Origin of the sequence: Pantoea sp. OXWO6B1, assembly GCF_001641135.1 — a bacterium.
Taxonomy (GTDB): domain Bacteria; phylum Pseudomonadota; class Gammaproteobacteria; order Enterobacterales; family Enterobacteriaceae; genus Pantoea; species Pantoea allii.
On sequence record NZ_LWLR01000001.1, the window covers coordinates 1,661,508 to 1,687,269 of the forward strand.

The following is a 25,762-nucleotide window of genomic DNA, read 5'->3' on the forward strand; positions in this document are numbered from 1 at the left end:
TGGGCCAGCGGTTTACCGGTGACAGATTAACGCGACAGCCACTGCTGTCCCAGCAGGTCGGCAGTGATAATCGCCGCATAAACGCTGTCTGGTGTAACCGGGAACGGCATATTGTGGATGGTTTCCCCTTCCACACAGGCCGCGTCGGCAACCGCCCGAATTTTTCTCTCGATATCCTGTTTCACGCCCATCTGCCCCAGGGTAACAGGCAGTCCTACTTTCTGGCAGAAGGCCAGCACGGTTTCGATCTCTTCTGTCGGGCTGTTCTGCAAAATTAACTGTGACAGCGTACCGAAAGCGACCTTTTCACCGTGGTAAAGATGATGGCACTCCTCCAGCACGGTAAACGCATTGTGGATGGCATGCGCAGCGGCAAGGCCACTGCTTTCAAAGCCAATACCGCTAAGATAAGTATTGGCTTCAACAATACGTTCCAGTGCCTCTGTCACTACACCGGCCTGGGCCGCAAAGCGTGCCTTTTCGCCCTCAGCCAGTAGCGTGTCATAGCACAGTCGCGCCAGGCTTAATGCGGCGGCGGTGGATTTGCCGCCTGCCATGCTGGTTGCGCCAGAGTCATAACACGCTTTTGCTTCAAACCAGGTCGACAGGGCATCGCCCATTCCTGCTACCAGTAAGCGTACCGGTGCTTTAGCAATGATCGTAGTATCCATCACCACCATATCGGGATTTTTGGGGTAGATCAGATACTCTGCAAACTCACCGGTTTCGGTATAAATCACAGACAGTGCGCTGGTGGGCGCATCGGTTGAAGCGATAGTGGGAATCACCACCACAGGCAGTTTGAGATACCAGGCAATCGCCTTGGCAGTATCCAGCGTTTTACCACCGCCTAAGCCGATCACGCCACGACAGCCGTTCTGTTCTGCTAACGCCATCAGGCGGTCGATTTCAGTTCGGCAACATTCCCCGCCGAAGCGCTCTGCATGGCAACTGACGTCATGGTCGGCAAGGCCGCTCAAGACCTTATCGCCCGCCAGTTTCATTACAAAATCATCTGCAATCACAAAAAAACGATCGGCCAGATCCTTTGCATACTGACCAAAGGACAGGGCGGCATTGGGTCCCTGAATATATTTGGCTGGAGACTGGATAATTTTTGGCATTCCTTTCACCCTCAAGTAAGAACATGTTCGCATGGTGTACGCTGGCGTCTCTCTGGCTTAACTGGACATGAAAGCCGGATGATGGCCGACGTCGCTACTCACTCTACGATCGACGGTGGGGTGAAAAAGTTTTGCGGGCAACGTTCTTATATGGAACACCTTGCCGCCCTCCATGTTTCATACTGGAACAATAAACCACGGTAAAAAGTGATGTTGCGATCGGGATCGTCCCCGGCAATGTTAAAATGGCAAAACGATACCGCGATAAGCGCGGTTAAAACGCCAATGTCATAGCCAGCCCAAAAAATCGTGCTTAGTCAGTGGGATTTGCCTGTCACCACGGGAATCATTACCTGCTTTGCCTCTCATTTTTACCCGATAGCCGCGCATGATGTTTCATTATGGAACATAAAAATCATCATATTGTTCCGTTATGAAACCCTTCTGGCTGACATTTTTTTTATCCTGAACTCCCTGAGAATCAGTGCATCGACGAGCGGCCTCCCGCCGTCAGGATTTCCCAACAATCGGGTTGTCTTTGCCTCAGGCACAGACGACAGCACACCGCCTCCGACGGAGCATGAATAATGAAAAAGCTGATTAACCGAGTGGAAGATGTATTGAGTGAACAACTTGCAGGATTGGCGCTGGCCCATCCTGAACTGACGCTTCATCAGGACCCGGTATGTATGACGCGAGCCGATGCGCCTGTGGCAGGCAAGGTTGCGCTGCTTTCCGGCGGCGGCAGCGGTCATGAACCAATGCACTGTGGTTTTATTGGCCATGGCATGCTGTCCGGTGCCTGTCCCGGCGAAATCTTTACCTCGCCCACGCCAGACAAAATGTTTGAGTGCGCCATGAAGATTGACGGCGGTGAAGGCGTGCTGATGATTATCAAAAATTACACTGGCGACATCCTCAACTTTGAAACGGCAACCGAGTTACTGCATGAAAGTGGCGTAAAAGTGACGACGATCGTTGTGGATGATGACGTTGCCGTCAAAGACAGCCTGTATACGGCGGGACGGCGTGGCGTAGCGAACACCGTGCTGATTGAAAAACTGGTGGGGGCCGCCGCAGAGCGAGGCGATTCACTTGAGGCCTGCGCTGCGCTGGGGAGAAAACTCAACAATTGTGGTCATTCCATTGGCATCGCACTGGGTGCCTGCACCGTGCCTGCCGCAGGAAAACGCTCGTTTGAACTCCAGGATAATGAAATGGAGTTTGGTGTGGGGATTCATGGTGAACCCGGTATCGATCGCCGCACCTTTACTTCGCTGGATAACACCGTCGATGAGATGTTCGAAACTTTGCTGGAGAATGGCACCTACAGCCGCACATTGCGTCACTGGGATTTAAACGCCGGCGCCTGGCAAGAGGTGCAGCAAAGTAAGCAGGCCTTGACGCGCGGCGACAACGTCATTGCGCTGGTCAATAACCTGGGCGCGACGCCGCTGTCAGAACTATATGGTGTTTATAACCGCCTGGCGCAACGCTGTGAAGAACATGGCATCACTCTCGCACGGAGCCTGGTGGGCAGTTACTGCACGTCACTGGATATGGTGGGCTTTTCCATCACATTGCTGAGTGTGGATGATGATTCTCTGGCGCTGTGGGATGCGCCGGTTCATACACCTGCCCTGAACTGGGGCCATTAAGGAGTTCGACATGTCACTTACCCGCTCCCAAATTGTGCGTTGGCTTTACCGTTGTGGCGAGGTTTTTACCCGCGAAAGTGATTTTCTTACCGGCCTGGATCGCGAAATCGGCGATGCCGATCACGGCTTAAATATGCATCGTGGCTTCAGCAAGGTTGTTGAGAAACTGCCTTCTATTGAAGATAAAGACATCGGTTTTATTCTCAAAAATACCGGTATGACGCTGCTCTCAAACGTAGGAGGAGCCAGCGGGCCGCTGTTTGGTACGTTCTTTATTCGTGCGGCTCAGGTTACCCAGGCGCATCAGAGCCTGACGCTGGAAGAACTGTATCAGATGATACGTGAGGGCGCAGAAGGGGTGATCAACCGCGGCAAAGCTGAGCCGGGTGATAAAACCATGTGTGACGTCTGGCTCGCCGTGGTGGAATCACTGCGTCAGTCCAGTGAGCAGAATGTGTCGCTGAGTGCAGCACTGGATGCCGCCTGCGAACAGGCAGAGTCAGCCGCCCAGTCCACCATTACGATGCAGGCCCGTAAAGGGCGCGCCAGTTATCTGGGCGAGCGCAGTATTGGTCATCAGGACCCTGGGGCAACCTCGGTCATGTTCATGGTGCAAATGCTGGCCGCCGCCGCCAGGGAGTAAGGAGAAGCGAATGGTAAACCTGGTGATCGTGTCCCACAGTGCGATGTTGGGGGAAGGCGTAGAAATGCTGGCCCGGCAAATGTTAACCGGCGATAAGTGCAAGCTGGCCGTCGCCGCCGGCATTGACGATCCTGATCATCCCATCGGCACGGATCCGCTGAAAGTCATGGCGGCCATCGAATCTGTTGCGGCGGATACCGATCATGTTCTGGTGATGATGGATATGGGAAGTGCTCTGTTAAGTGCTGAAACGGCACTTGATCTGCTCGATCCTGCCATCGCTGCCAAAGTGCGCCTGTGTGCGGCACCGCTGGTGGAGGGCACACTGGCGGCGACCGTCAGTGCTGCCGCAGGTGCCGACATCGATAAGGTTATTGAGGTTGCCATGCATGCGCTGGAGGCTAAGCAGGCCCAGTTGGGCATAATCCCCGCCGTGCACACCGCCACACTGACCACAACGGCTCGCGATCCGGATGCCCGTTCGGTCACGGTCATCATCAAGAATCATCATGGCCTGCACGTTCGTCCTGCCTCACGGCTGGTTGCTGCCCTGGCAGGACTCAACGCGGAACTCGTATTAGAGAAGCAGGGCCAGTGCGTTAAACCAGACAGTATCAATCAAATCGCCTTGCTGCAGGTGCGCTGTAATGATGCCGTCACCTTGTCGGCGAGTGGGCCCGATGCCGAACGCGCCCTGGCGGCGTTTGCATCCCTTGCGGCGGAAAACTTTGGCGAACATCCCGAGTCGATGTTACTAAAAACATCGGCCTCCGCCATCGAAAAGGTCGAGGGTAAGGCGGTGTTTTATCCCTTGCCGCTGGCGCAGCCTGCCAGGTATCACGGCAGCGATGTCGGGGATGAGCATCGGCGGCTGCAACAGGCAATCGCGGCTACGCTCAGCGACCTGAATGCGCTGGCTACACTGGCAGAGAAAAAATATGGTTCGTCGGTGGCCGCTATTTTCTCAGGCCACCATACGTTGCTGGACGATGACGACCTGTTTGACGCTGCCTGTGAGGTCATTCGCAACGACCAGTGCTGCGCGGAATCTGCGTGGTATCAGGTGCTTATGGAACTGAGCGAGCAATACCAGCAACTGGACGATGCCTACCTGCAAGCGCGTTTTATTGATATCGAAGACATCCTGTATCGTAGCCTTTGCCATCTGAAAGGCAGTGACATCAGGCTGCCGACCCCGGACGTCCCGGCAATTATTGTTGCCGACAACATCTTTCCTTCTGCGGTCGTCAGTCTGGATGCGCGACAGGTAAAAGGCATTTGTTTGCGGGAAGGCAGTGCGCTTTCTCATGCTGCGATTATTGCTCAGCAGGCCGGGATCGCTTTTATCTGCCAGCAGGGCGCGGTACTGGATATTATTCAGCCAGGGGACAGGCTAATGATTGATGCCGATGGACCGCGCGTGAGCAGCTTATAGCTCGGTTTTTATTTGCCTCTGATGCGTGCCTCAGGGGCTTTATTTTATTTGGCTGTCACTCAAATTTTTAGTCAGATTTCTCTCTCCCGTCCTTTTAAATTCAACGCATCCCTTTACGTTCTGACGCATTTTTAGCCAGTAATCACTCGATATTTCAAGCAGAAAACATAAATAAATGTATTTTCATCAATGCATCTCAGGCAGCGGTTGCCTGTAAATTTCATGTTTATTTTTATTGGGGAATACCAGGGAGGGCTGCATTTTAGTTAACCGGTGCGGCAAACACCCAGCAAACCACAGGTAAAAACAGCAGCAGTGGAGGCGGCATTGGTGTCACGGTGGGCAACCATACACAGCTTAACGGTGCGGTCATCGCCAGTCAGGCCGATGCGGATAAAAACCGTCTGGATACGGGTACACTGGGCTTTACCGATCTGCATAACGAGGCCGACTACGAAACCGAACACCAGGGCATAGGCATGAGTTCAGGTGCCAGCTTGGGCGGTCAGTTTGCCGGTAATATGGCAAACACTATGCTGGCAGGTGCAGGCGATAAAGGCCATGCTGAAGGGACTACCCAGTCAGCTGTGGCTAACGGTACGATAGTGGTGCACGATCAGGCTGACCAGAAGCAGGATACCGCCACGCTGAGTCGTGACACGGCACATGCCAACGACAGCATCAGCCCGATCTTTAACAAAGAGAAAGAACAGCAACGACTGCAAACCGCGCAGATGATTGGCGAGATTGGCAGCCAGGTGGCGGATATTGCTCGTACACAGGGCGAGATTGGTGCGCTGAAGAAAGCCCAGACGGTAAAAGGCCCCGCACGCGTCTGAGAAAGAGCGGAAAGCTTATATTAAGAGCCTTAAAGCGACACCTGAGTACAAAAAAGCAATCGCTGACTCCGGCACCGGAAGTTCATTACAGCAGGGGATTCTGGCGGCCATCGCAGCAGTGCAGGGACTTGTAAGCGGAGATTTTAAAGCAGCATTAGCAGGCGCATCAGCACCCTACCTTGCTGAAATGATTCCTAAAATGACCACAATCACAGGCCCGGATGGCAAGCAAGTGGTGAATACCGCAGTAAATCAGATGGCTCATGCGGTTGTGGGCGCCGTCATTGCACAGGCTCAAGACAATAGCGCGCTGTCCGGTGCAAGTGGCGCAGCGCTGGGCGAATTTATCGCTCAGGAGATGTATCCGGGTATCGCGCGGACGGATTTGAATGAAATGCAGAGGATTGCCTGATGGCACTACTGTAATAATTAAATCTAACAGCACAAAGGACCAGAAATGAAACATGCAACTGAAAATTTATTATCAATATGTAGCGGGCAGATTTCTGATTCATATGCAGATATAAATTTATCAATTTCTGATGTAGTACTGTAAGCACACCCGTTTTAGTTCCACGCACTTTTTGAGGTTTCCGGTTTTACGGCCATCAGCCGGTACTCCTCCGGTGTCAGGTTATTCAGGGATTCATGAGGCCGCTCGCTGTTGTATTCCATCAGCCAGCGACTTGTGATTTCCCGAGCTTCATTCAGCGTTCTGAACAGGTAAAAATCCAGGATTTCTGTTCGGTACGTCCGGTTAAACCGTTCGATAAAGGCGTTCTTGCGTTGGTTTTCCCGGCTTGATAAATTCCAGCATCACTCTATGCTCTTCAGCCCACTGTGCCAGCGTCAGTGAGACCAGTTCTGGTCCGTTGTCCATCCGCAGTTTCAGTGGATAACCCCGGTTTGCCACGATTCTGTCCAGCACCCTGACCACCCGCTGTGCCGGGATATTCAGATCGATTTCTATGGCGAGGGCCTCGCGGTTAAAGTCATCAACCACATTAAAGGTCCGGAAGCGTCTGCCGCAGACCAGCGCATCATGCATAAAATCGATGGACCAGCTCTGGTTAAGCGCTTCCGGCGTAGCCAGTGGCGCCGGGTTACGCGCGGGTAAACGCTGTTTTCCCTTGCGACGAAAATTCAGTTTCAGCAGGCAGTAAATCCGGTGAACGCGTTTATGGTTCCAGGTGTTACCCTGCCTGCGCAGCAGCTGGAACAGTTTTTTGAAGCCGTATCGCGGGTAGCGCTCTGCCAGCTCAGTCAGCACCTGGATCACCGGTTCATCACGCCGGGTATCGGGCTGGTAAAAATAGACCGTCCTGCTCAGCGATAACGTCCTGCAGGCCTGGCGAATGCTCATGGTAAATTGCGCAGTCAGGTAACCGACGAGCTCACGCTTTATCGCTGGTTTTAAAGCTTTTTTTCGATGACTTCTTTAAGTGCCCGGCATTCAAGGCTGAGATCAGCAAACATCTGTTTGAGGCGACGGTTTTCATCCTCCAGGTCTTTCATCTTTTTTATATCAGAGGCTTCCATACCGCCAAACTTCGCTTTCCAGTTGTAATAGCTGGCTTCAGAGATACCGGCTTCACGGCAGACATCCTTAACGGTACGTCCGGCTTCGACGGACTTCAGAACGGCAATGATCTGGTGTTCGGTGAATCGGGCTTTACGCATGGTGATCTCCTCACAGGACATAATCAGTATGTCGGAAGATCTCTAAAAGCGAATGGTTCGGTTTACCGGGATGCTTACAGTACCAGTTGTCAATGAGTTACATGAGTTACTAAACATCAAAAATGGATTTTATGGCTTTGAGTCTGCGTTACATGTTTATCCCTCACAATCAATAGGTTCAGAAATTGGTTTGATTGAGTGGAATAAAAAATATCTTTGGATTGATGCATATGAGAACCTTGCTTCGGATAGTATTTTTTTTGCAGAGGATTTGTTTGGTGGACAGTTTTGTTTAAAAAAGGATGGTGTTTACTCCTTTGATCCAGAAACAGCATTAAGTGAGAAAATATCCGATGACCTAGAGGGATGGTGCGATGCGATTATCAGGGATTATGATTTCATGACAGGTTATACACTTTCACATGCATGGCAACAGAAAAACGGAAGGCTTTTACCGGGTCATAGACTAATTCCAAAAATCCCGTTTGTATTAGGTGGGGAGTTTGATATAAATAATCTATATATGGAAAAGTCAGATTATGCTATGAGAATGAGAGCAAACATAGCTTTACAGCTAATGAATTTAAAAGATGGTGAATCCATTGAGCTAAAAGGGATTTGATTTTGTATTAATTTAAATTTTTCAAATAATAAATTTTTGCGTGCACGACATTATCGTTAATGTGCAGAAAAATATGTCAAAAATTGGCTAAAAACCAAAAGGTTTTTATCTCAAACCCCGAACCGAGCGAGCCGTAACATCTCTTATATATGACTTTGCGAAAGAATGGCAAAGCAGCATCGTTGTTAAAAGTTCAGCACTACGTAGACTCAGCACCAACACAAAACCCCACCATCCCAACACCCATTTTAAAACCTCCCCACCACCCGCTCCCTCAACCACCTATGCCCCAAATCCCGGTGCGATCGCTCATGCCACAGCATCACCAGCTCAAAGCCCGGAATCGCCATCGGCGGTAGCACGGTCATCAATCCCGGCATCATCGCCGCCACTCTCTCTGGCATCAACGCCACCAAATCGCTGGTGCTTAGCACGCTGCCCATCAGCAAAAAGTGGGGCACAGACAGCACCACTTTCCGGCTCAACCCTCTGGCTTCCAGCACGCTATCCGTCACCCCGCGAAAGCCGCCGCCGTCGGACGATACCACTACATGCTCCAGCGCGCAGAGCGCTTCGGCGGTGATATCAGAGTGCAGGGCGGGATGACCCTGACGTCCTGCTACAACATAGCGTTCCTGAAACAGCGGGCGGATATGCAGCCCGTCTGGCACGCCGTCACGCAAATGAAGCACCAGATCGACCGTGCCTTTTTCCAACTGCTGGGCGATCAACGCGGGTTTCATATCCAGAATGGCAAGCCGGGTGCCAGGTGCGTCCTGACGTAATGCAGCCATCAGGGGAACCAGTGCAGTTTGGGCACCGTAATCCGTGGCCGCTACGCGCCACTCCTGAACGGCGTCGGCAGGGATAAACGGGCCTGGCGCAGCAATCACCTCATCGATCATGCCGCTCAGTTGCGCCAGCGAAAGGCGTAACGCCTCGGCGCGCGCGGTGGGGCGCATGCCGTGAGATACCGGAATCAGCAGGGGATCGTTAAACCACTCACGCAGGCGCTCAAGCCGGGCACTGACAGAAGGCTGAGAAAGATTAAGCCGCTGCGCGGTCCGGCTCACGCTGTTTTCCTGTAACAGCACATTCAGGGTCATTAACAGGTTGAGATCGGGTTTCATGGTATCAGTCTTGCCTATAGTGAATATCCATTCATTTACTTTTACTGATAGCACATTCGGATGCAGGCTACATCTCAGATTCCCATCAAAGCAGGTGATTTTATGAATGTGTTAATCGTTGTTGCCCATCCCGAACCCAATTCCCTTAACGGCGCGCTGGCGCGTTTCTCCGTCAGCCACCTGGAGCAGTTGGGTCATCAGGTGCGCGTTTCCGATCTCTATGCCATAAACTGGGAGGCGCGCGTATCGCCCGCTGATACGCAGCATCGCCAGAATGCCGAACGGTTTGATCCCTCTTTTGAATCCACCCAGGCTTTTGAAGGCGGCTTCCAGAGTGAAGATATTGTGCAGGAACAGGAAAAACTGTTGTGGGCCGATGCGGTAATTTTACAGTTTCCGCTCTGGTGGTTTTCCATGCCGGCAATCATGAAAGGCTGGATCGATCGTGTTTACGCCTGCGGCTTTGCCTATGGTGTGGGGGAGCACTCAGATACGCACTGGGGCGACCGCTATGGCGAAGGTACGCTGGCAGGGAAGCGTGCGATGCTGGTTGTCACGATGGGCGGATGGGAGTCCCACTACAGCCCACGCGGCATCAACGGCCATATTGATGACATCCTGTTCCCTATTCAGCACGGCATCTTGTTTTATCCCGGTTTTGACGTCCTGCCGCCTTTTACGCTTTATCGCACCGGCCGCACCGACAGCGCGCGCTTTGCAGCAGCGTGTGCAGAACTGGGCGAGCGGCTGGATAATCTGTTTGTGACCGAACCTGTTGCCTATTATCGGCAAAACGACGGCGATTACACGATACCGTCTCTGACTTTGCGTGACGATCTCGCCGCCGGTGAACAGGGGCACCAGGTTCATCTCCGCAAACAGTAATAGACGATTGGGTCAGATTGCCGCTCGCGGGCTCGTCTGGCCCACCTTCATTTTTTTCAAAATAAGCCTTGCATGCATCAGCAGGATATGACCTAATGAATCGTCGGTTTGATTAACAGACACTATCAAAGTAAGTAACCAAAGCAGTTCTCATCTCTAAGCCTGTCGCGAGACATTCCTTCTTTTTGAGTCTTCTCTTACGTTCTGATTAAAATCTGTTCTCAGGCCATTACGCCGGAAGGCTCTATTATTAAGGAATTAAACATGTCTAACAAAATCCGCGGTACCGTTAAATGGTTCAACGCAGAGAAAGGCTTCGGTTTCATCTCTCCTCAGGACGGCAGCAAAGATGTATTCGTACATTTCTCTGCAATCCAGGGCACAGATTTCCGTTCATTAGATGAAGGTCAACAAGTTGAGTTTACAGTAGAAAATGGTGCCAAAGGCCCAGCTGCTGCGAACGTTGTTGGTCTCTAAGGACTGAAAATTACGAGTTTTAAATGTCCTCACTGTAGTGGCTCGCAGTACAGAAAATCACATTTCGATGTGACAAGAGCCAACCCGCATGGAGCGAAATGCATTTTTTGCAAAACGATCGTTGTTCAAATCAACACGACCAGGATTGCAGCTCAGAGTCAGCCACAGGCACTCTGAAAAGGCTAAAGAGCTCTATAGCGTTGTTGCATTTACCGTAATAAGAGGCTGCCATTGGCAGCCTTTTTTATTTCCCTTCTGACCCCTTTCCCGCTGCTATTTACTAAACCATCAGGGCAAGAACGCCGCCCCAAAACAGCAGACAAAAAACAACAGCCGCAATCCAACTCAACTGACGTGCACGCCCGCGAAACAAGGGCTTACGAGCAACGGGTAGCGCTTCACTATGCATATTTATATTCTCAAGTGGTGGATATCAAGCCTCACTGGGCAGGGGTAAGCTGCCCGTTACGTCTTAGCTCGCGGCTTCCATTGCTTTAAAAATCACGTCAGACAGCTCATTCAGTTCAAACTTAGCGACATAGCCATCGGCACCCACTTTGCGCACGTGATCTTCGTTCGCGCTGCCAGAAAGTGATGAGTGGATCACCACCGGAATATGGCGCAGTGTCGTATCGCGCTTGATGTTACGTGTCAGCGTAAAGCCGTCCATCTCCGGCATTTCCAGATCGGTTAACACCAACGCAATCTTGTCATGGATGGATTCGCCCTGCGCCTGAGCCTGCTGGTGCATCTCTTTAATTTTTTCCCATGCTTCAAGGCCGGTATTACACATGATGGCAGGAATGCCCATGCTCTTCAGGCCCTGCTCCAGCAACTGACGGGCAACTTTAGAATCTTCTGCCACAATCGCCACTGAACCCGGCTTCATTTTGAACTGACGCTCTTTAGGCGCTTCAGGCTCAACGCCGCGCACCGAGGGGATGATGTCATACAGAATTTGCTCAACATCCAGCACCATAGCCAGATTGCTTTTTTGTTCATCGTCATCAAGGCAGGCGATACTGGTGATATTACGACCACCGATCCCGGCTTCCGCCGTATGCACCTGGCTCCAGTTAAGGCGCACGATGTTTTCTACTGACTCAACGGCAAACGCCTGGGTGTTACGCGCGTACTCAGTCACCAGCAGCAGGTTCAGCCCCGTTTCTGGAACACAGCCTGCTACGGCAGGTAAATCAATCACCGGAATAAATTGCCCACGAATGCTGGCCATGCCGAGCAACGGTGAACGCATGCCTGCTGCTTTGGTAATCGGCGGCATCGGTACAATTTCACGCAATTTAAATACGTTGATACCAAACAGCTCTGATTTACCTTTTAACTGGTCAGAGCCCAGGCGAAACAGCAGCAGCTCAAATTTGTTCGATAGCGCGAGATTCGCTCTCTCGTCGATCTCTTTCTGAAAATTATCCATTGTTGCCTCAGCATCAGCGCAGCAGGTGAAAAGGGGTGTGATGAAGTTATCGGCAGCAAGTGAAAAAAGGTGAGAGGGGAAAATCCAACAGCAGCATATTATTCTTGTGCCAGGCTTAACAGTGATAACTAAACATGGACACCTTTCCCCTTAAAGGAGTACGAGATGAAGAAAGTGTTACTGGCAACGCTGTTGGTGATGGCCACTTCCGGCGCATATGCAGAACAAGGCGGCTTCAAAGCAGGCGATACGCCGCCGCCACAGAACAAGCAGGATGCGGGTTATAAAGGTTCGGAAGATACAGGGCAAACCCACATCGATCAGATCCGTGACTTCCGTCAGGGCGGTTATGTGACGCTGGAAGGCTATATCGTTAAAAAATTAAAGGGCGATAATTATCAGTTTCGTGACGAAACCGGCCATTTGACCATTATTGCGCCGAAGAAAACGTTCGATGGTAAAACCTATACCGCTGACGACAAGGTTCGGGTGAGCGGCAAGGTTCATGGGAAAGGCGATAAAACGACGCTGCACGTAACGCGGATTGATGAGCCATAAGTCAGAGTAAGGGCGAGAGTGACTCTCGCCCATTTTTTTAGTCTTTTAACAGCACAGCCCGACAGGTTTTACCTTTAATTTTACCCTGCTTAAGCTTCACCAGCGCGTTTTTAGCCTGAGCCGCTTCTATCGCGACGTAAGCGTGGGTAGGCGTGAGATCGATTTTACCGATTTGATCGGCACGATAACCGGCTTCCCCCGTCAGCGCGCCGAGAATATCGCCGGGACGAATTTTCGCTTTACGCCCACCATCAATGCACAACGTCATCATTGCGGCGGGTAATGGCTGACTGCTTTTCTTCAGCGAACTGGCGGCAATCCAGGGCAGTTTCTGTTGCAGGAAGTCTTCAAGTGCGTGCGCGCGCGCCATTTCATCTGCGGCAACAAAACTCACGGCAGCGCCTTTTTCGCCAGCGCGTGCGGTGCGGCCGATACGATGCAAGTGCACTTCCGGGTCCCATGCCAGTTGATAGTTTACCACTAGCGACAGTGACTTAATGTCCAGCCCACGGGCTGCAACATCGGTGGCCACCAGTACGCGACCACTACCGTTAGCAAAACGAATCAGCACCCGTTCGCGATCGCGTTGCTCCAGATCGCCATGCAGGGGCAGGGCGCTGATATCGCGCGCATTCAGCGCAGCGGCAATATCGTCGCATTCACGTTTTGTGTTGCAGAACACGACGCAGGAAGAGGGCTGGCGTTCGCTCAGCAGACTGATCAGCAGCGAGAGTTTTTCATCGTGGCTGGCCTCAATAAACTGTTGTTCGATAGCCGGGAGTTCACTCACTTCTTCTGTGACCACGCTCAGCGCTTCACGCTGAAAGCGCTGGCTCAGGGCGGCAATCCCTTCCGGCCAGGTTGCCGAAAACAGCAACGTCTGACGCGAAGCGGGCGTGGCAGCGATGATGGTTTCCATATCGTCGCGGAAGCCCATTTCCAGCATACGATCGGCTTCGTCCAGTACAAGCGTACGCAGGCTGTACAGCTTCAGCGTCTCACGCTTAATGTGGTCCAGAATACGGCCTGGCGTTCCGACGACGATATGAGGCGCATGCACCAGCGAATCGCGCTGGGCGCTCATTGGCTGGCCGCCACATAAGGTTAAAATTTTAATGTTGCGTGTAAAGCGGGCTAACTGCCTCAGGACGTTACTGACCTGATCGGCCAGCTCCCGGGTGGGGCACAAAATTAACGCCTGCGTCTGAAAAAGAGCGCTGTCGATATGTTGCAGCAAGCCAATGCCAAAGGCGGCCGTTTTACCGCTGCCGGTTTTTGCCTGAGCGCGCACGTCGCGTCCGGCTAAAATAGCGGGCAGCGTTTCGGCCTGAACCGGTGTCATGCTGGTATAGCCCATCTCGCGCAGGTTATCGAGCTGGCTATCGGGAAGAGAATTAAGCGAGGAAAAAGCGGTCACGGGTGCGGCCTCTGCGGCTAAAAGTGGGGGCATCATTGCGTGTGCAAGTCTGTCAGAAAGCGAGCACAACGGCAACGTTAACTGCCTGAATAAATAATATCCATTTCACCCCGCTTTTTTTTAGGAATAAACTGAAGATTACGTGCGTTAGGTGGATTATTTTAATGAATGGCTGCGGAAAAAAAAGCCAAAAGGGAAGCCTGATAAACGTCTGAGAACGTTAATAAATTCATAATCTTTTGTTTATAAGAGCGAATATTGAGGTTATCGGAGAAGCCCGTTTTTTTCGCATTGAAAATAGCATTAATAATGTAACAGTATGGGCTTAAACCCCTGTAAAAATCATTCATTAACTCCTTTATATTGAGCAACATAGATCGATATAACCACTGGCAGAGGGTTTTTCATTGAATAATATCCCGAAGATATTGCATGAAGACATACTTAAAATCGTTGGTCGTGCTGTCCTGACATTGCATCTTTATGGCGAAAGCTTATCGGCTGATAAGGTTGCCTCCATGATCGAATGTTATGCCGAAGACGATCCCGTTGCCCCTGACGGCGCGCATCTGTATGCGCTGGCCATGGAGTTGATGTCAAAGAAAAGTGAGGCAAGCCGGGTTTAACATCGCTGTGCCTCAGATGTCTGCGCCTCACTTTAAGCAATAGCGTTAAAGTGAGGCGCATCTGCGTTACACCTGCTGTTGCATAAACAGGGGTTTTCCCCGCGAGAAGGTCGCCGTAACGGGCGAAATCCGCGCTACCGCCTCCGCTGAACAACTGGCCTGAACCAGCATCATATCGGCACTGTCTCCGATGCGGGGCCATTGACGTTCGCCACTGGCAGAGAGAGGAAGCACGTCATTGGTGGCAATCGCCAGGGCGCGACTCAATGAGAACTCATCAGAACCGCCGTACAACTGGGCATAGAGATTGGCCTTTTCCAGCATGCTGCCTGTGCCAAACGGCGACCAGTGATCGATCACGCTGTCGGTGCCGGTCATGACTTTTATCCCTGCCGCCTGTAACTGCGGCACGGGCATGGTCAGCTTGCCGATGGGCAGCGTGGAGGCAATGCTGAACTGCTGCTCCGCCAGGTCGGCAATCAGGTTATCCCGTTCAGCGCCCTGTAAGGTTGCCAGTGCAAAACCATGACTGAGGGTGACTTTACCGCGTAAGACGGGATTCTCCCGCACGGTTTTAATCATGTAACGGATAGCCTGAACGCCAGCGGCAGAGGTTTCATGCAGGTGAATATCGACGCCACGCTGGTAGTCGAGCGCAATCTGAAACAGGGCATCCAGGGATTTCTCCATCGCACCATCCACATTCGTGGGATCAAGACCGCCGACATAGTGCACGCCACGTTGCATGGCTTCACGCATCAGCCCGTCGACCTGAGAATGCAGCAGTCCATGCTGGGGGAAGGCGACAATCTCACAGGGGAAATCGGGATGCAGTGCCAGCGCAGCCTGTAAATGTTCCAGGCTCTTGAGACCACTGACCGGGTCGATATTACAGTGGCTGCGCGCCCGGGTGGTGCCCCTGGAATTCAGCAGGGCAATAAGCCCTTCGGCCCGCGCCTGAGAAGTGGGCAGCAACTGTGGAATCAGCACCTGCTCACGGGCAATCATGTCCATAATCGTTTTGCCTTTACGCGGGCGAGGTGCCTGCCAGGGGCCCCCATAAAAGGTTTTGTCGAGATGGATGTGCATATCCTGCGTGGACGGCAGCAGCAGGGCACCCTGCGCATCCCAGAACGGCAATGAACGCGTACCTTGCCCGGCCGGGCTGAACTGGTGAAAGTGGCCATCGCGAAGGGTGATGTCGTAGCGCGCTGTTTTCGTTGCAACAATCTCGCTACCTTCGCGTGCGAAACCCTCTTCGAGCAATACATTGCCTAAAACATAGTGGTTGCTCTGGGGCAACGCGCCAGGTGAGAGGACGGGCGTTGCGTTAGCGTTGGCGGCAACACCGGAAGCCGCGATCCCGGCGATGATCATACTCATACTGCTGGCGGCGGTCAGGCGAACCCCCTGACGGAGAAAGCGGCGGCGGCTGGTGGAAGAGGCGGTCTGCATCAGCGATTCCTGCGAAAGTAAGTGAAGGCTTAATCTGACAAACCGCGGCTTTCTCTGCTGAGGAGTTTTTCACTGCCTGCTATTTAAAAACTCACTGCCAGCTCAGGCCGGCGAAATCGGCCAGAGCGTTGGCCAGCTGGCGCTGAAGGCCATCTTCTGGCTGACGGCAAAACAGCGCCAGCTCAAAGGTATCGATTACCGGCAAGCCCTGTTGGCTGCCGAGCACCCGATGCGAAGGTAAGCGACAACTGGCCGGTAACAGCGTTATCCCTAAGCCCTGCGCGCTGGCGGCGGACAGCGCCACCAGGCTGGCGCTGCTGTAACCAATTCGCCAACTGCGGCCAAGTAAATCCAGTGTCTGGCAGATTTCCTCCCGATACAGCCCCAGTTGCGGAAACAGCACTAAGGGAATGGGGGACTGTTCGAAGCAGGGATGGGCAGCGCTGTCCAGCCACAGTAACGGCTCCGGTCGGGAAGCCAGCGGGCGTTCCCCGTAGGGCTGTTTGATCAGCATGATATCCAGCTCTTCCCGTTGCCAGGCACGACGAAGTTCTACCTGCATCCCGCTCATCACATCCAGCCGCAGGTGGGGATGCTCGCGACTGAACAGCGCCAGTAGCCCGGCGGTGGGTGCAGCGAAATCCTCCGGTACGCCCAGCCGCAGGACGCCATCGCGCCACTTATCGCTCAGCACATCGTGGGCTTCACCGTTCAGGGCAATAATCCGGCGAGCATAACCCAGCAATTTTTCCCCTTCTTCAGTGATCTGCACCTGATGGGACGAGCGTGCCAGCAAAGGCTTGCCGACCATCTCTTCCAGCCGCCGTACCTGTTGGCTCACGGTCGACTGTGACAGGTGAACCCGTTCAGCGGCGCGCGTAAAGCTGGCGGTTTCGCATACGGCGACAAAGCTCAGCAATTGCTGAGGCGTAAACATGGGCTGGCGATTCATTTTTCCACTGCCTGTCATCCTGATATTTCATTTCCAAATAGTAATGGCTGCTGTCAGGCTGACAATGTTTAATTCCAGGATTGCCCATGAAAAAAGATCACTTATTACTTATTGCCGCCCTGATACTGGCGGGACTGAACATGCGTCCTCTGATGACCTCCGTCAGTCCGCTGCTGGATGAGCTGCGTGAAAACATTGGATTATCATCGCTCGCCGCCTCACTCCTGCCAGCTATTCCGATGATGATGATGGGCGCCATCGCGTTAGTGAGCGCGCCGCTCCTGCAACGTATCCGACTGCGTGGGCTGCTCTGTGGCGGGCTGGCGTTGCTGGCGCTGGCGCTGGCCAGCCGGTTTTTTATCTCGCAAGGCCAGTGGCTGGTATGGAGCACGGTCCCCGGTGGTATCGGCATCGGCATTGTACAAATGGCCATGCCGGGTTTGATTCGCCAGCGCTTTGCGCAGCGCAGTGCCATGATCACCGGGCTATGGGCGGCGGCATTAATGGGTGGCGGTGGACTGGGCGCTGCGCTGACGCCATGGATCAGCCTGCATCTGGGCTGGCACGGCGCGCTCAGCAGCTGGTCTGCGCCTGCGCTGCTGGCCGTTATGTTCTGGTGGTGGATTCCGGCGGCGTCTCCGCCACCGCAGACATCGACAGCCATGCCATCAGTCTGGCGCAATACGCGCGCATGGATGCTGGCGCTGAGTTTTGGGTTAGTGAACGGCGGTTATGCTATTTGTGTCGCCTGGTTGCCCGATTTTTATCATCAACTGGGCTGGAGCGCCCAGGCGGGCGGCGGCCTGCTGGGCGTGATGATTGCCTGTCAGGTTGCCGGTGCCCTGGTGTTTCCCATGCTGGTAAAGGGGGCGGATCGACGACCGTTGCTCCTGCTGACGCTGGTATTACAGCTTGGCGGTATGCTCGGTCTGCTGGTGGCACCGCTCTACCATCCCTGGCTGTGGGCAGGGATAGCGGGCATTGGCCTGGGTGGCGCATTCCCTCTGTCCATGGTGCTGGCGCTGGATCACCTGGCGCATCCGCAGGCCGGTGCGCGTCTGGTGGCATTTATGCAGGGTGCGGGGTTTATCATCGCGGGCAGTATGCCTTTTCTTGCCGGACAACTGCATAACCTGACAGGCCATTTTTCCAGCATCTGGCTGCTACAGGGCAGCGTAACGGTGATCCTGATTGGCCTGAATCTGCGTTTTCACCCCCGAAGCTACCAACAAGCCTTTCCGCAGCACTAATTGGTCCTACCAACCCGGCAAAACGTTTTCAGCGGCTCACATAACGTTAAAAATAGTGCCGCAACTGTTGCCTAGAGTTAACAGTGGGTTAAGTATCTGTAACGAGCAAACCCTGATCGCCTGATTGGTAGGACCAATTGGTGCATCAGAGGTGACAGATGCGCCACCCGCCTTTGCCGATCGCGCATCGCTTTCATCATCCCATGGAGATAATGGCATGCAGGTCTGGCAACAACATTACGATCCGCTCAACAACATCTGGCTCTCCAGCCTGATTGCATTGCTTCCTGTTTTGTTTTTCTTCTTTGCGTTAATCAAGCTAAAGATGCAAGGCTATCAGGCCGCGACCATCACGGTCATCCTTGCGCTGCTTGTGGCGCTGTTGCTGTATAAAATGCCGCTACAGCAAGCGTTGGCATCAGCGGTTTACGGCTTTATGTACGGCCTGTGGCCCATCGCCTGGATCATCGTCGCGGCGGTTTTTGTCTACAGGATCTCGGTTAAGACCGGTCAGTTCGACATTATCCGCGCCTCAATTTTATCGATCACGCCCGATCAGCGCTTACAGATGCTGATTGTAGGCTTCTCCTTTGGCGCCTTTTTAGAAGGTGCGGCAGGGTTCGGCGCGCCGGTGGCGATCACGGCCGCGCTACTGGTGGGGCTGGGTTTTAATCCGCTCTATGCCGCGGGCTTGTGTCTGATCGTGAATACCGCGCCAGTGGCGTTTGGCGCGATGGGAATCCCGATTATTGTGGCCGGGCAGGTGACCGGGCTGGACAGCTTCGCTATTGGCCAGATGGCAGGTCGACAGCTTCCGTTTCTGACAATCATCGTGCTGTTCTGGATCATGGCGATCATGGATGGCTGGCGCGGCGTGAAAGAGACCTGGCCCGCCGTGATGGTGGCGGGGGGATCGTTCGCGATTGCCCAGTTCCTCAGTTCGAATTTTCTTGGCCCAGAGCTGCCCGATATCATCTCCTCGCTGGTCTCTTTAATGTCGCTGACGCTGTTTTTACGCGTCTGGCAACCGGTCCGCATCTTTCGCTTCAGCGAAGCAGAAAGCCAGCAGGAAAAGCAGCCGCTGACCCGACAAAAATACACTACCGGGCAGGTGGTGCGTGCCTGGATGCCGTTCCTCTTTTTGACCGCGACCGTCACGTTATGGAGCATTCCACCCTTTAAAGCGCTGTTTGCAAAAGGCGGGGCCTTCGCAAACTGGGTTTTCAGCCTTCCCGTGCCGGGGCTGGACGGAGGGATAACACGGATGCCGCCGGTGGTCGCGCAACCCAGCAACTGGCCAGCCATTTTCAAACTCGACCTGCTGTCGGCAACCGGCACGGCAATCCTGGTCGCCGCCATCGTCTCCATCGTTTTTCTGAAGATGAAACCTAAGGCTGCGGCAGTGACCTTTGCAGAAACCCTGAAAGAACTTATGCTTCCCATCTACTCGATCGGGATGGTGCTGGCGTTTGCCTTTATCTCTAACTACTCCGGCCTGTCTGCCACCCTGGCGCTGGCATTGGCGCATACCGGTCATGCGTTTACCTTTTTCTCGCCTTTCCTGGGATGGCTTGGCGTGTTTCTGACTGGCTCGGATACGTCATCCAATGCGCTGTTTGCCGCCTTACAGGCGGCGACCGCGCAGCAGATTGGCGTTTCCGATATTCTGCTGGTGGCGGCAAATACCACCGGTGGCGTGACCGGCAAGATGATCTCGCCGCAGTCGATAGCCATTGCCTGTGCCGCTGTTGGTCTGGTGGGCAAAGAGTCCGATCTGTTCCGCTTTACCGTCAAGCACAGCCTGATATTTACCTGCCTGGTGGGCATCATTACCACGCTTCAGGCTTACGTTTTCCCCTGGATGATCCCATGAAAACCAGTTTATCGCCGCACGCCGATCCGCTGCGGGTTCGGCTCGAACAGTATATTCGCGAGCATCAGATTGAACCCGGCATGCGTTTGCCTGCCGAGCGCCAGCTCGCCGCCGCGCTTGGCGTCTCCCGTTCATCGCTGCGCGAAGCCATTCAGCAGCTTATCAGCAGCGGGATATTGACGAGCCGACGCGGCGACGGCACCTGGCTGCGTCAACCTCAGGAACCCTGGTCTGAACAGCGCATTGTGGAACCGATTCGTCAGCTGCTGGCCAACGATCCGGATTACCGCTACGACATTCTGGAAGCGCGTTACGCCATTGAAGCCAGCACCGCATGGCATGCCGCACTGCGGGCGACAGAGTCCGATAAAGAACGCCTAAGGTACGCGTTTGACGCCACGCTGGCGTTAAAAGAGAGCGACGATCCCCATCTGGCCGGTCAGGCCGACCTGCGGTTTCACCTCGCTATCGCGGAAGCCTCACATAACGTGGTGCTGTTACAAACCATGCGCGGTTTTTTTGATTTGCTCCAGTCGTCGATGCTGCACAGCCGCAGGCTGATGTACACCAGCCCGATCATTTTTGACCAGCTGACAGATCAACACCGTGCCATGCTTGACGCCATTTTACTCGGCGATGCCGAGGCCGCGCGCTTAGCGGCGATGGATCATCTTGGTTTTGTGCATACCACGATGAAAACGCGAGATGAAGACGAAGCCAGACAGGCGCGTATTACACGTTTACCTGGCCATGACTTGCACAATCACAAGGAGACACGCTGATGATTATTTCTGCTGCCAGTGACTACCGCGCCGCCGCGCAACGCATTTTGCCGCCTTTCCTGTTTCACTATCTGGATGGCGGGGCTTATGCGGAGCACACGCTACGCCGCAACGTGACCGATCTCTCGGACGTGGCGCTGCGCCAGCGCATCTTACGTAATATGTCTGAACTCAGTCTGGAAACCACCCTGTTTAATGAAACGCTGTCGATGCCAGTGGCGCTGGCACCGGTAGGGCTGTGTGGCATGTATGCACGACGAGGCGAAGTACAGGCCGCCCGCGCGGCGGCAGGGAAAGGCATTCCCTTTACGCTGTCCACCGTCTCCGTGTGCCCCATTGAGGAAGTTGCGCCGCAGATTAACCGCCCCATGTGGTTCCAGCTCTATGTTCTGCGCGATCGTGGCTTTATGCGTAATGCGCTGGAGCGCGCCAAAGCGGCGGGCTGCTCTACGCTGGTGTTTACTGTGGATATGCCTACGCCGGGCGCGCGTTATCGCGATGCGCATTCAGGCATGAGCGGGGAAAATGCGGCGCTGCGGCGCTACTGGCAGGCCATCACGCATCCCAGATGGGCGCTGGATGTGGGGTTACAGGGAAGGCCGCACGATCTGGGGAATATCTCAACCTATCTCGGCAAGCCTACCGGGCTGGAAGACTATATCGGCTGGCTGGCCAATAATTTTGATCCTTCCATTTCCTGGAAGGATCTGGAGTGGATTCGCGATTTCTGGGATGGCCCGATGGTGATCAAAGGCATTCTGGACCCTGAGGATGCCCGTGACGCGGTGCGCTTTGGTGCTGACGGTATCGTGGTTTCTAACCATGGCGGTCGCCAGCTGGACGGTGTCCTGTCCTCGGCCCGTGCCTTACCTGCGATTGCGGATGCGGTCAAAGGCGATATCACGATCCTTGCTGATAGCGGCATTCGTAACGGACTGGATGTGGTGCGTATGATTGCGCTGGGCGCAGACAGCGTCCTGCTGGGGCGCGCCTTTATCTATGCGCTGGCAACACATGGACAGCGCGGCGTTGAGCATTTACTGACGCTGATTGAAAAGGAGATGAAAGTCGCGATGACCTTAACCGGCGCGAAGCGCATTGCCGATATCACACAGGATTCGCTGGTGCAGGCAAATGCCCTCTTGCAGGAAGCAAACCTGCGCCCGGCATAGTTGCCTGCGGCGAAATCAGAGGTGTTGTCTATACTTACCTTCTTTACCAACAGGAGGAATGACATGACCATTCATAAGAAAGGTTCGGCGCATTGGGAAGGCGACATCAAAGGCAAAGGCACAGTCAGCACCGAAAGTGGTGTACTGAACCAGCAGCCCTACGGCTTTAATACCCGTTTTGAAGGGCAAAAAGGCACTAACCCGGAAGAGCTGATTGGTGCGGCACATGCGGCCTGTTTCTCTATGGCACTGTCGCTAATGCTGGGCAATGCCGGTCATAAAGCGGAAAGCATTGATACCAGCGCAGATGTGTCGCTGGATAAAAAAGGTGAAGGTTTTGCGATCACCAAAATCGCCTTAACCAGCACCGTTTCTCTGCCAGGTATTGATAACGATACCTTTGATGAGATCATCAACAAAGCCAAAGCGGGCTGCCCGGTTTCTCAGGTGTTGAATGCTGAAATTACGCTGGATTACACCCTGAACAACTGATTGCGGACCGGCATCACTTTTACGTGATGCTGACGCGAATCTTGCCTTACCCAGATGCGCCTTCGGGCGCATCTTTGCGTTGTGCAGAAGGACGCGGAGATGACAAACGCGTTTCGGCAAACAAACACGGAAAAGGCGGCTGGTCTTGCTGGAAATCTGTGGCGCACGCATGGTAATCCGTCAGGCGGCGATGATATGAGCATGAGGTCGTGGCTTTCTCGCCATAAGCCTGGCGTACTGCTGATGGTGGTGTTACTGCGGGCGTTACTCTGTTTGCTGGTTACCGCTTCCTGGTTACCCTGGAACGCGTCTTAAACGTCAGGCGTAAATCTCTTCTGCGCGCCTGGCCCGCACGTCGCTGCGTGCAATCCGATAAGCCTTACCGGGATCGCCCGCCAGAAATTCAAAGGTAGGTGAATAGTAGAACGGGAGCCAGCCGCCATAAGCGCCTTCCCATTCCCAGCGTACCGGGCAGGGCCAGATAATGCCTTCATACAAAATGTAATAAACCCAACGCCCAGTTGGACGGCGGGGACGAGTAGTTTTCATGGGATTCACAACTATGTTGGTGTAAAACAGCTTATATTTTGAACGCTAACCTGCAAGCTTGCAATGTTGTATGTGCATTTTTGTGTCCTTGACCTGTTCAGTTATCTGAACGATGCACTTCACCACACATCAGTACCACGTTGGGACGGACCTTGTGGATGCGGTTTGCCATCACTTCGCAGGCGGTTTTCGTTGGGTAAATGCGCTCTGATACCGGCAACGCTTCACAGGCATCATGTCCACAGGCGCTTACCAACAATACAAAACCAATTAACATAACCGACTCCTTCTCCCGTCGCGCACGTCACGAGAGGGGTGAATGTTCCTTTTTATAAAACCAGTATAGCTAATTGCCGGAAGGGACAATCATCACGCTGGGCGGTATCGGATTGCTCTGAGCGATTATACGCCTTCCGGACGCGTACAGCAGTGAAATCTTACCCATCGCTGCAATGGGCAACGCATCGTTCGCGCTGCATTTCTGACCAGCTACAAGGGCGACTTTTCATTCCTGCCATAACGAATTTTAAAATCGGTAAATTTTCATACCCGTTGACTAGTTTGGCGGTAATCCCTTAAGGCAACGCGTTTTGATATTTCTCACACTTCTGACATGCAAATCTGAAACCGGTTGCAGAAAATCTTTCCCCTGTGTATTCGTTAATTATTCATCACACGGAGGAATGAACCATGCCCAAAATTTTACTGTGCTGTGCCGCCGGAATGTCCACCAGTATGGTGGTGCAAAAAATGGAAAAAGCTGCGAAAGAGCAGGGAATGGATGTAGAGATAAAAGCAGTAGGAATTGAAGAGTTTAGCGAGGCAATTGCCGACTATGACTGCTGCCTGTTGGGGCCGCAAATTAAATACAAGCTGGCCGATTTCGAGCCGATTGCTCAGCAGTACAGTAAATCCGTCGCGGTGATTAACAGCATGGATTACGGAATGATGAATGGCGAAAAGATATTAAGTGCCGCGCTCAAGCTTATTCCTGGCTGATCGCTAAAGAACTGAAAAATATAGCGCAAACCTGCATTCACTTTATGCAGGGTTATTCTCTTTTGCCTGAGCAAGGAGTGACGGGATGAGTCGCTTGAGCGAATCTTTATTCGGTGTCATCGAAAATCGTATTAGTCCGCTGGCTGGCCGCCTCTCCAGCCAGCGCCACGTCATCGCCATCCGTGATGGTTTTATTGCCTCAATGCCGTTCCTGATTGTCGGTTCATTTATGCTGCTGTTTGCCCATCCGCCTTTTTCGGCAGACAGTAGCTGGGCGTTCGCACAGTGGTGGCTCGGCATGGTGAAGGCGTATGAAGAACAAATCATGATGCCTTACAACATGACGATGGGCATTATGGCGCTCTATATTGCCAGTGCTATCGCCTACAACCTGGCGAACAGCTACAAAATGAACGGCTTTATGGCCGCCAGCCTGTCGCTGATGGCGTTTCTGGTCGTGGCTGCGCCGCAAACGGGCAAAACGCTGCCGGTAGGTTCGCTGGGCGGTGAGGGGATTTTTACCGCCATTCTGGTGGCGTTATTTGCTACGGAGCTGATGCATTTTCTGCAGAAACACAATATCGGCTTCAAATTACCCGAACAGGTACCGCCGAAAATCCGTCAGTCGTTTGATCTGCTGATCCCGATTATCACCATTTTTATTACCCTGTTTCCGCTCAGCCTGTGGGTACAGGCACAGTTTGGTATGCTGCTGCCGCAGGCCATTATGGCGATCTTTTCCCCGATTATTTCTGCCTCAGATTCTCTGCCCGCCGTATTGATCGCGGTGCTGCTGTGTCATCTGCTGTGGTTCGCCGGTATTCACGGCGCCGTGATTGTCGGTGGCATTTTACAGGCATTCTGGTTGACCAACCTTGGGTTGAATCAGCAGGCGCTGAACGCAGGCGAGCCTGTCAGCCATGTGTTTATCGAACCCTTTTGGCAATTTTTTATCGTGATTGGTGGCTCCGGTTCCACGATGGGGCTGGTGCTGCTCTATTTGCGGAGTCAGTCTGCCCATCTGCGCTCAATTGGTAAGCTCAGCATTGTGCCCAGCATGTTCAACATCAACGAACCGGTTATTTTTGGCTCGCCCGTGGTGATGAACCCCATTCTGTTTATTCCCTTCGTTCTTGCCCCGCTAGTCAATGCCGTCATTGCCTGGACCGCCACGAAAACCAATCTGATCAATCACGTGATCTCGCTGGCACCCTGGACGACGCCAGCACCGATTGGGGCAGCCTGGTCAACCGGCTGGGACTGGCGCGTCATCGTGTTGATTGCCCTGCTGGTGACGATTGCCACATTGATTTACTACCCGTTTTTCAAAATGTACGAGCGTCAATTGCTGCAGCAGGAACTGGCCGCAGCGCAACCGGTAAAGGAGTAATGCATGGAAATTGATGAAAGCACGGTCATCGAACTGATTATCCAGGCGGGCGAAGCGCGATCCTGCTCAATGGAAGCCTTGCGCGCGGCCCGCCTGCAAAACTGGGAGCAGGCAGACAGCCTGCTCAGCGCCGCGACTGCGGCGGCAAAGGCGGCGCACCAGACGCAGACGCAGCTTATCGGTGCCGATGAGGGCAGCGGAAAGATCCCGGTCAACCTGATTATGGTTCATGCCCAGGATCATCTGATGAACGCGATGCTCTGCCGCGAGCTGGCGGAAGAAATTATTCAACTGCGCCGGGAGTTAGCCGCACGCTAAA

At 53.4% G+C, this 25,762-nt stretch carries 25 protein-coding genes and 2 pseudogenes; 18 read left to right on the forward strand and 9 right to left on the reverse strand.

Annotated elements, in window-relative coordinates; all coding sequences use genetic code 11:
- Nucleotides 1–26: 26 nt before the first annotated feature.
- Entirely contained in the window at nt 27–1,124 is a 1,098-nt protein-coding gene (locus tag A6A26_RS09885) for a glycerol dehydrogenase (RefSeq protein WP_063878569.1), read from the reverse strand.
- Nucleotides 1,125–1,711: 587 nt separating this feature from the next.
- Between A6A26_RS09885 and dhaK the strand changes: the two genes are divergently transcribed.
- The 4 genes and pseudogenes from dhaK to A6A26_RS24740 all read left to right on the forward strand — a co-directional run.
- Nucleotides 1,712–2,782: a dihydroxyacetone kinase subunit DhaK gene (gene dhaK, locus A6A26_RS09890; RefSeq protein ID WP_063878570.1), complete on the forward strand. Its 1,071-nt coding sequence runs from the start codon at nt 1,712–1,714 to the stop codon at nt 2,780–2,782.
- A 10-nt stretch (nt 2,783–2,792) separates the two neighbouring features.
- The gene (gene dhaL, locus A6A26_RS09895) at nt 2,793–3,425 is read left to right on the forward strand and encodes a dihydroxyacetone kinase subunit DhaL (protein WP_063878571.1); all 633 of its coding nucleotides are present in this window, start codon (nt 2,793–2,795) and stop codon (nt 3,423–3,425) included.
- A 10-nt stretch (nt 3,426–3,435) separates the two neighbouring features.
- Entirely contained in the window at nt 3,436–4,860 is a 1,425-nt protein-coding gene (gene dhaM / locus A6A26_RS09900; protein WP_063878572.1) for a dihydroxyacetone kinase phosphoryl donor subunit DhaM, read from the forward strand.
- Between the two features lie 320 nt (nt 4,861–5,180).
- A pseudogene (locus A6A26_RS24740) lies at nt 5,181–6,102 on the forward strand (hypothetical protein); the annotation flags it as partial.
- A gap of 164 nt (nt 6,103–6,266) precedes the next feature.
- Here A6A26_RS24740 and A6A26_RS25210 read toward each other — a convergent pair.
- Nucleotides 6,267–7,379, reverse strand: a pseudogene (locus tag A6A26_RS25210) (IS3 family transposase).
- A gap of 70 nt (nt 7,380–7,449) precedes the next feature.
- On the opposite strand from A6A26_RS25210, the gene A6A26_RS09925 reads away from it, so the two are divergent.
- Nucleotides 7,450–8,001: an SMI1/KNR4 family protein gene (locus A6A26_RS09925; RefSeq protein ID WP_082875229.1), complete on the forward strand. Its 552-nt coding sequence runs from the start codon at nt 7,450–7,452 to the stop codon at nt 7,999–8,001.
- 248 nt (nt 8,002–8,249) lie between these two features.
- Here the strand turns inward: A6A26_RS09925 and A6A26_RS09930 are convergent, their stop codons facing one another.
- A complete protein-coding gene (locus A6A26_RS09930) occupies nt 8,250–9,131 on the reverse strand; it encodes a LysR family transcriptional regulator (protein ID WP_063878575.1) in 882 nt (293 codons plus the stop codon).
- Between the two features lie 102 nt (nt 9,132–9,233).
- On the opposite strand from A6A26_RS09930, the gene A6A26_RS09935 reads away from it, so the two are divergent.
- The 3 genes from A6A26_RS09935 (at nt 9,234) to A6A26_RS25965 (ending at nt 10,670) form a co-directional block, all read left to right on the forward strand.
- Nucleotides 9,234–10,016 carry an NAD(P)H-dependent oxidoreductase gene (locus A6A26_RS09935; protein ID WP_063878576.1) on the forward strand — a complete coding sequence of 261 codons (783 nt, stop codon included), beginning with the start codon at nt 9,234–9,236 and terminating at the stop codon, nt 10,014–10,016.
- A gap of 264 nt (nt 10,017–10,280) precedes the next feature.
- On the forward strand, nt 10,281–10,493 hold the full coding sequence (gene cspA / locus A6A26_RS09940) for a transcription antiterminator/RNA stability regulator CspE (RefSeq protein ID WP_009091867.1): 213 nt from the start codon (nt 10,281–10,283) through the stop codon (nt 10,491–10,493).
- A 3-nt stretch (nt 10,494–10,496) separates the two neighbouring features.
- On the forward strand, nt 10,497–10,670 hold the full coding sequence (locus A6A26_RS25965) for a cold shock small protein YmcF (protein ID WP_096012037.1): 174 nt from the start codon (nt 10,497–10,499) through the stop codon (nt 10,668–10,670).
- 295 nt (nt 10,671–10,965) lie between these two features.
- Here A6A26_RS25965 and A6A26_RS09945 read toward each other — a convergent pair whose 3' ends face one another.
- On the reverse strand, nt 10,966–11,928 hold the full coding sequence (locus A6A26_RS09945) for a chemotaxis protein (RefSeq protein ID WP_013024807.1): 963 nt from the start codon (nt 11,926–11,928) through the stop codon (nt 10,966–10,968).
- 165 nt (nt 11,929–12,093) lie between these two features.
- Between A6A26_RS09945 and A6A26_RS09950 the strand changes: the two genes are divergently transcribed.
- Nucleotides 12,094–12,486: a YgiW/YdeI family stress tolerance OB fold protein gene (locus tag A6A26_RS09950; RefSeq protein ID WP_063878577.1), complete on the forward strand. Its 393-nt coding sequence runs from the start codon at nt 12,094–12,096 to the stop codon at nt 12,484–12,486.
- Nucleotides 12,487–12,523: 37 nt separating this feature from the next.
- Here the strand turns inward: A6A26_RS09950 and dbpA are convergent, their stop codons facing one another.
- Complete coding sequence (dbpA, locus tag A6A26_RS09955; RefSeq protein ID WP_063881115.1) at nt 12,524–13,903, reverse strand: ATP-dependent RNA helicase DbpA; 1,380 nt, start codon at nt 13,901–13,903, stop codon at nt 12,524–12,526.
- A 407-nt stretch (nt 13,904–14,310) separates the two neighbouring features.
- Between dbpA and A6A26_RS09965 the strand changes: the two genes are divergently transcribed.
- Nucleotides 14,311–14,529: a hypothetical protein gene (locus A6A26_RS09965; RefSeq protein WP_063878579.1), complete on the forward strand. Its 219-nt coding sequence runs from the start codon at nt 14,311–14,313 to the stop codon at nt 14,527–14,529.
- A gap of 66 nt (nt 14,530–14,595) precedes the next feature.
- On the opposite strand, the gene A6A26_RS09970 is transcribed toward A6A26_RS09965, so the two are convergent.
- Nucleotides 14,596–15,984, reverse strand: a complete 1,389-nt coding sequence (locus A6A26_RS09970) for an amidohydrolase (protein ID WP_063878580.1) — start codon at nt 15,982–15,984, stop codon at nt 14,596–14,598.
- A gap of 91 nt (nt 15,985–16,075) precedes the next feature.
- Nucleotides 16,076–16,936 (reverse strand): LysR family transcriptional regulator, encoded by an 861-nt coding sequence (locus A6A26_RS09975; protein WP_063878581.1) that lies wholly within the window; start codon nt 16,934–16,936, stop codon nt 16,076–16,078.
- Between the two features lie 86 nt (nt 16,937–17,022).
- Between A6A26_RS09975 and A6A26_RS09980 the strand changes: the two genes are divergently transcribed.
- The 5 genes from A6A26_RS09980 (at nt 17,023) to A6A26_RS10000 (ending at nt 22,505) form a co-directional block, all read left to right on the forward strand.
- Nucleotides 17,023–18,186, forward strand: a complete 1,164-nt coding sequence (locus tag A6A26_RS09980; protein ID WP_063878582.1) for a cyanate transporter — start codon at nt 17,023–17,025, stop codon at nt 18,184–18,186.
- A gap of 217 nt (nt 18,187–18,403) precedes the next feature.
- Nucleotides 18,404–20,059, forward strand: a complete 1,656-nt coding sequence (lldP, locus tag A6A26_RS09985) for an L-lactate permease (protein WP_063878583.1) — start codon at nt 18,404–18,406, stop codon at nt 20,057–20,059.
- Complete coding sequence (lldR, locus tag A6A26_RS09990; RefSeq protein WP_063878584.1) at nt 20,056–20,841, forward strand: transcriptional regulator LldR; 786 nt, start codon at nt 20,056–20,058, stop codon at nt 20,839–20,841. Before lldP ends, lldR begins: the two co-directional genes overlap by 4 nt.
- Nucleotides 20,841–22,013 carry an FMN-dependent L-lactate dehydrogenase LldD gene (gene lldD, locus A6A26_RS09995; protein WP_063878585.1) on the forward strand — a complete coding sequence of 391 codons (1,173 nt, stop codon included), beginning with the start codon at nt 20,841–20,843 and terminating at the stop codon, nt 22,011–22,013. Before lldR ends, lldD begins: the two co-directional genes overlap by 1 nt.
- Before the next feature lie 63 nt (nt 22,014–22,076).
- Entirely contained in the window at nt 22,077–22,505 is a 429-nt protein-coding gene (locus A6A26_RS10000) for an OsmC family protein (RefSeq protein ID WP_063878586.1), read from the forward strand.
- A gap of 318 nt (nt 22,506–22,823) precedes the next feature.
- Here the strand turns inward: A6A26_RS10000 and A6A26_RS10010 are convergent, their stop codons facing one another.
- Both A6A26_RS10010 and A6A26_RS10015 read right to left on the reverse strand, forming a co-directional pair.
- Entirely contained in the window at nt 22,824–23,054 is a 231-nt protein-coding gene (locus A6A26_RS10010) for a hypothetical protein (RefSeq protein WP_063878588.1), read from the reverse strand.
- Between the two features lie 97 nt (nt 23,055–23,151).
- Complete coding sequence (locus tag A6A26_RS10015; RefSeq protein WP_063878589.1) at nt 23,152–23,331, reverse strand: hypothetical protein; 180 nt, start codon at nt 23,329–23,331, stop codon at nt 23,152–23,154.
- A 413-nt stretch (nt 23,332–23,744) separates the two neighbouring features.
- Here A6A26_RS10015 and A6A26_RS10020 point away from each other — a divergent pair, with 413 nt between their 5' ends.
- From A6A26_RS10020 to A6A26_RS10030, 3 genes are all read left to right on the forward strand, one after another.
- The gene (locus tag A6A26_RS10020; RefSeq protein WP_063878590.1) at nt 23,745–24,053 is read left to right on the forward strand and encodes a PTS sugar transporter subunit IIB; all 309 of its coding nucleotides are present in this window, start codon (nt 23,745–23,747) and stop codon (nt 24,051–24,053) included.
- Between the two features lie 85 nt (nt 24,054–24,138).
- Nucleotides 24,139–25,443 (forward strand): PTS sugar transporter subunit IIC, encoded by a 1,305-nt coding sequence (locus A6A26_RS10025; protein WP_063878591.1) that lies wholly within the window; start codon nt 24,139–24,141, stop codon nt 25,441–25,443.
- A 3-nt stretch (nt 25,444–25,446) separates the two neighbouring features.
- On the forward strand, nt 25,447–25,761 hold the full coding sequence (locus tag A6A26_RS10030; protein WP_063878592.1) for a PTS lactose/cellobiose transporter subunit IIA: 315 nt from the start codon (nt 25,447–25,449) through the stop codon (nt 25,759–25,761).
- Nucleotide 25,762: the final 1 nt, after the last annotated feature.

Bases quoted from the DNA above. Each gene is read 5' to 3' on its own strand.
- A6A26_RS10025 (WP_063878591.1), top strand. From the start codon at position 24,139: ATGAGTCGCTTGAGCGAATCTTTATTCGGTGTCATCGAAAATCGTATT.
- A6A26_RS09930 (WP_063878575.1), bottom strand. From the start codon at position 9,131: ATGAAACCCGATCTCAACCTGTTAATGACCCTGAATGTGCTGTTACAG.
- A6A26_RS09885 (WP_063878569.1), bottom strand. From the start codon at position 1,124: ATGCCAAAAATTATCCAGTCTCCAGCCAAATATATTCAGGGACCCAAT.
- lldP (WP_063878583.1), top strand. From the start codon at position 18,404: ATGCAGGTCTGGCAACAACATTACGATCCGCTCAACAACATCTGGCTC.
- dhaM (WP_063878572.1), top strand. From the start codon at position 3,436: ATGGTAAACCTGGTGATCGTGTCCCACAGTGCGATGTTGGGGGAAGGC.
- A6A26_RS09925 (WP_082875229.1), top strand. From the start codon at position 7,450: ATGCTTACAGTACCAGTTGTCAATGAGTTACATGAGTTACTAAACATC.
- cspA (WP_009091867.1), top strand. From the start codon at position 10,281: ATGTCTAACAAAATCCGCGGTACCGTTAAATGGTTCAACGCAGAGAAA.
- A6A26_RS10015 (WP_063878589.1), bottom strand. From the start codon at position 23,331: ATGTTAATTGGTTTTGTATTGTTGGTAAGCGCCTGTGGACATGATGCC.
- A6A26_RS09935 (WP_063878576.1), top strand. From the start codon at position 9,234: ATGAATGTGTTAATCGTTGTTGCCCATCCCGAACCCAATTCCCTTAAC.
- A6A26_RS09970 (WP_063878580.1), bottom strand. From the start codon at position 15,984: ATGCAGACCGCCTCTTCCACCAGCCGCCGCCGCTTTCTCCGTCAGGGG.
- A6A26_RS10010 (WP_063878588.1), bottom strand. From the start codon at position 23,054: ATGAAAACTACTCGTCCCCGCCGTCCAACTGGGCGTTGGGTTTATTAC.
- A6A26_RS10000 (WP_063878586.1), top strand. From the start codon at position 22,077: ATGACCATTCATAAGAAAGGTTCGGCGCATTGGGAAGGCGACATCAAA.
- lldD (WP_063878585.1), top strand. From the start codon at position 20,841: ATGATTATTTCTGCTGCCAGTGACTACCGCGCCGCCGCGCAACGCATT.
- A6A26_RS09950 (WP_063878577.1), top strand. From the start codon at position 12,094: ATGAAGAAAGTGTTACTGGCAACGCTGTTGGTGATGGCCACTTCCGGC.
- A6A26_RS10020 (WP_063878590.1), top strand. From the start codon at position 23,745: ATGCCCAAAATTTTACTGTGCTGTGCCGCCGGAATGTCCACCAGTATG.
- A6A26_RS09975 (WP_063878581.1), bottom strand. From the start codon at position 16,936: ATGAATCGCCAGCCCATGTTTACGCCTCAGCAATTGCTGAGCTTTGTC.
- A6A26_RS09945 (WP_013024807.1), bottom strand. From the start codon at position 11,928: ATGGATAATTTTCAGAAAGAGATCGACGAGAGAGCGAATCTCGCGCTA.
- A6A26_RS10030 (WP_063878592.1), top strand. From the start codon at position 25,447: ATGGAAATTGATGAAAGCACGGTCATCGAACTGATTATCCAGGCGGGC.
- lldR (WP_063878584.1), top strand. From the start codon at position 20,056: ATGAAAACCAGTTTATCGCCGCACGCCGATCCGCTGCGGGTTCGGCTC.
- dhaL (WP_063878571.1), top strand. From the start codon at position 2,793: ATGTCACTTACCCGCTCCCAAATTGTGCGTTGGCTTTACCGTTGTGGC.
- dhaK (WP_063878570.1), top strand. From the start codon at position 1,712: ATGAAAAAGCTGATTAACCGAGTGGAAGATGTATTGAGTGAACAACTT.
- A6A26_RS09980 (WP_063878582.1), top strand. From the start codon at position 17,023: ATGAAAAAAGATCACTTATTACTTATTGCCGCCCTGATACTGGCGGGA.